The sequence below is a fragment of the uncultured Aquincola sp. genome (assembly GCF_964001545.1).
Taxonomy (GTDB): domain Bacteria; phylum Pseudomonadota; class Gammaproteobacteria; order Burkholderiales; family Burkholderiaceae_C; genus Aquincola.
Window position 1 is genome coordinate 1 of record NZ_CAXFDV010000518.1, and the last position, 3,351, is coordinate 3,351.

Genomic DNA, 3,351 nt, shown 5'->3' on the forward strand with positions numbered 1-3,351 from the left:
GCGCGCCTGCTGGGCGTCAAGGACACCGGCGGCGCGGTGGAGGCGCTGGTCGAGCGCGTGCTGCCCGGCCATGAAGTGCTGGCCCACCTGCGCGCCAGCAAGTCGCCCAAGCCCGGCGCACAGCTGCGGTTTGCCGACGCCTTCGATGCCCAGGTACTGGGCCGCGGCGGGCCCGACAACTCGCTGTTCCACCTGCGCCTGCCCGAAGACCCGTTCGCGCTGCTGGCGCAGCACGGCCATGTGCCGCTGCCGCCCTACATCACCCATGCCGACGATGCGGCCGACGAGGCGCGCTACCAGACCGTGTTCGCCAGCCGGCCCGGCGCGGTGGCGGCGCCCACGGCCTCTCTGCACTTCGACCAGCCGGTGCTGGACGCGCTGGCCGCCATGGGCGTGAAGACCGCCCGCGTGACGCTGCACGTGGGCGCCGGCACCTTCCAGCCGGTGCGCACCGACGACCTGGCCGAGCACAAGATGCACAGCGAGTGGTTCGAGGTGACCGAGGCCACGGTGCAGGCCATCGCGCAGACCCAGGCCGCCGGCGGCCGCGTGATCGGCGCCGGCACCACCACGCTGCGCGCGCTGGAATCGGCCGCGCTGGGTGGCACGCTGCAGGCCGGCGCGCGCGAGACCTCGCTCTTCATCACGCCCGGCTTCCGCTTCCACGTGGTGGACGTGTTGCTGACCAACTTCCACCTGCCCAAGAGCACGCTGCTGATGCTGGTCAGCGCCTTCGCCGGCCATGAGCACGTGCGCGCCCTCTACCGCCACGCCATCGAGGCGCGCTACCGCTTCTTCAGCTACGGCGACGCGATGCTGCTGCAACGCAGCGCCTGAAAGTTTGCATGCTTGAGTTTGATTTGCTGGCCACCGAAGGCCATGCACGCCGTGGGCGCCTGCGCCTGAACCACGGCGTGGTTGAAACCCCGATCTTCATGCCCGTGGGCACCTACGGCACCGTCAAGGGCGTGAGCGCCCGGTCGCTGCACGAGATGGGCGCCCAGATCATCCTGGGCAACACCTTCCACCTGTGGATGCGCCCCGGCCTGGACGTGATGCAGCAGTTCGGCGGGCTGCACCGCTTCGAGGGCTGGCACAAGCCCATCCTCACCGACAGCGGCGGCTTCCAGGTGTGGAGCCTGGGCGAGATGCGCAAGATCAGCGAGGAGGGCGTCAAGTTCGCCTCGCCGGTCAATGGCGACCGGCTGTTCCTCACGCCCGAGGTGAGCATGCAGATCCAGACGGTGCTCGACTCCGACATCGTCATGCAGTTCGACGAGTGCACGCCCTACGAGACCAAGGGCCACATCACCACCGAGGCCGAGGCGCGCAAGTCCATGGAGCTCAGCCTGCGCTGGGCGCGCCGCTGCCAGGCCGAATTCGCGCGGCTGGAAAACCGCAACGCGCTCTTCGGCATCGTGCAGGGCGGCATGTTCGAGAACCTGCGCGAAGCCTCGCTGGAAGCGCTGGTGGAGATGAACTTCCCCGGCTACGCGGTGGGGGGCGTCAGTGTCGGCGAGCCCAAGGACGAGATGCTGCGCATCATGGCGCACACGCCGCACCGGCTGCCGCCGCACAAGCCGCGCTACCTGATGGGCGTGGGCACGCCCGAAGACCTGGTGGAAGGCGTGGCCCAGGGCGTGGACATGTTCGACTGCGTGATGCCCACCCGCAATGCACGCAACGGCCACCTGTTCACCCGCTTCGGCGACCTGCGGCTGCGCAACGCCCGCTACAAGACCGACGAGCGGCCGATCGACCCCACCTGCCGCTGCATGGCCTGCGCCGGCGAGCCGGGCACCGGCGTGGGCGCGGTGAGCCGCGCCTACCTGCACCACCTCGACCGATGCGGCGAGATGCTGGGCCCGATGCTGACCACCATCCACAACCTGCATTACTACCTGAACCTGATGCAGGAGGTGCGCGACGCGCTGGACGCCGGCCGCTTCGAGGCCTTCCGCGCCCAGTTCAAGGCCGACCGGGCGGTCGGCCTACAGACCTAGCACCGATCGCTTACCAGAACTGCCACTGCCCGGTGGCCACCACCCAGATGCCCAGCACGCCGTTGGTCACGGCATGGGCGATCACCGGCACCCACAGCTTGCCGGTGCGCACGTACAGCAGCGCATAGGCCAGGCCGGCCACGATGGCGGCCAGCCACAAGGTGTGCGCCAGCATGAACACGAAGGTGGACAGCACGATGGCCTTGACGCCCACGCGGGCCGGGTCCACGGCCTCGAACTGCGGGCGGGCCAGCCAGCGCATCAGGTAGCTGCGCCAGAACAGCTCTTCCATCACCGGCACCAGCAGCGCGGCGCCGATCCAGCGCACCACGATGAGCGGCCAGTCCAGGCCGCCGGCGGCGTTCAGCGGCACGAAGGCGGCGCTGGGCTCGCCCAGCTGCATCCAGGGCGCGTCCAGCTGGATCCACAGCAGGAAGACGGCCAGGCCGGTGCCGATGGCCAGCGCCCATTCGCGCGCCTGGGGCCATGTCTGCCGGGCCAGCTCGCCGTACTGGCGGCGGAAGTGCCATAGCAGCCCGCCGACCGCGGCCACGGTGATGCCGTAGACCCAGCGCGGGTCGAAGCCGGCATCGGCCGGCAGTGCGCCGCGCAGCGCCAGCAGCAGCATGAAAAGCGCGAAAGGGGCGATCCGCGCGATGGCGGCAGGGCTGAACGTCATGATCCTGTCGAAGGCGGCTCGTATCGTCCGAGTATCCCGGGCTGCCGTGACACCACGCGCCGCGCGAATCGGTGGTGACGCGCACGGAACTTGCGGATGCCGGATGGAAATGCTGCTGAATTGCAACTGAACGTTTCCTGAATTTCAGTGCCGGGGCGCTTGTTACAAGGGCAGAATGCGCGGACAAAGCGCACCACAACGCAGCGCGGAGACCACATTCGTGGAATCTTTCGCACAAGCGAGCGACGATTTCTGATCCGTCTTCCTCAACTCTTGCTACAGGTTTGTTGCTGGGGCCGGGTCAGAATTCATACAAGAGATCAACAGGGGTGGGGGTGTGAACTTGAGACCCGGCATGACAGAGGCGTCGAACACGATCATCGGCGCGACCTTCCAGCCGCATCGGATGGCGGCGGACGTGGAGCCGGAAACGGCCAGGCCGCGGCTATTCAAGATCCGGGGCGCCAACTCGCATGGCCAGCGCAGCTCGGCCAACATCCTGATCAAGCGGCGCTACGCCTGGCGCGGCTACCAGAACGCCGGCCTGCCCGAGAACCAGACGCCCAACCGCGTCACCCTCACCGCCACCGACCACGACGCCATCATCGGCACCATCACCGTGGGCCTCGACGGGCCGGAAGGCCTGCACGCGGAAGACACCTTCGGCCC

Annotated in this window: 3 protein-coding genes and 1 pseudogene; 3 read left to right on the plus strand and 1 reads right to left on the minus strand. The window is 68.5% G+C overall.

All coding sequences use genetic code 11. The annotated features are described in order from the left end of the window. Both queA and tgt read left to right on the plus strand, forming a co-directional pair. Positions 1–837, plus strand: an 837-nt coding sequence (gene queA, locus ABNT58_RS17610) for a tRNA preQ1(34) S-adenosylmethionine ribosyltransferase-isomerase QueA (protein WP_348754745.1), incomplete at its 5' end; no start/stop codon positions are given. An 8-nt stretch (positions 838–845) separates the two neighbouring features. Beyond that, positions 846–2,003 carry a tRNA guanosine(34) transglycosylase Tgt gene (gene tgt / locus ABNT58_RS17615; RefSeq protein ID WP_348754746.1) on the plus strand — a complete coding sequence of 386 codons (1,158 nt, stop codon included), beginning with the start codon at positions 846–848 and terminating at the stop codon, positions 2,001–2,003. Between the two features lie 10 nt (positions 2,004–2,013). Here the strand turns inward: tgt and ABNT58_RS17620 are convergent, their stop codons facing one another. Further along, on the minus strand, positions 2,014–2,682 hold the full coding sequence (locus ABNT58_RS17620) for a CAAX prenyl protease-related protein (RefSeq protein ID WP_348754747.1): 669 nt from the start codon (positions 2,680–2,682) through the stop codon (positions 2,014–2,016). A gap of 355 nt (positions 2,683–3,037) precedes the next feature. Between ABNT58_RS17620 and ABNT58_RS17625 the strand changes: the two are divergent. Continuing rightward, positions 3,038–3,351: pseudogene (locus ABNT58_RS17625) on the plus strand (hypothetical protein); the annotation flags it as partial.

Excerpts from the sequence above, each read along its gene's own strand:
- tgt (WP_348754746.1), top strand. The coding sequence starts at position 846 with ATGCTTGAGTTTGATTTGCTGGCCACCGAAGGCCATGCACGCCGTGGG.
- ABNT58_RS17620 (WP_348754747.1), bottom strand. The coding sequence starts at position 2,682 with ATGACGTTCAGCCCTGCCGCCATCGCGCGGATCGCCCCTTTCGCGCTT.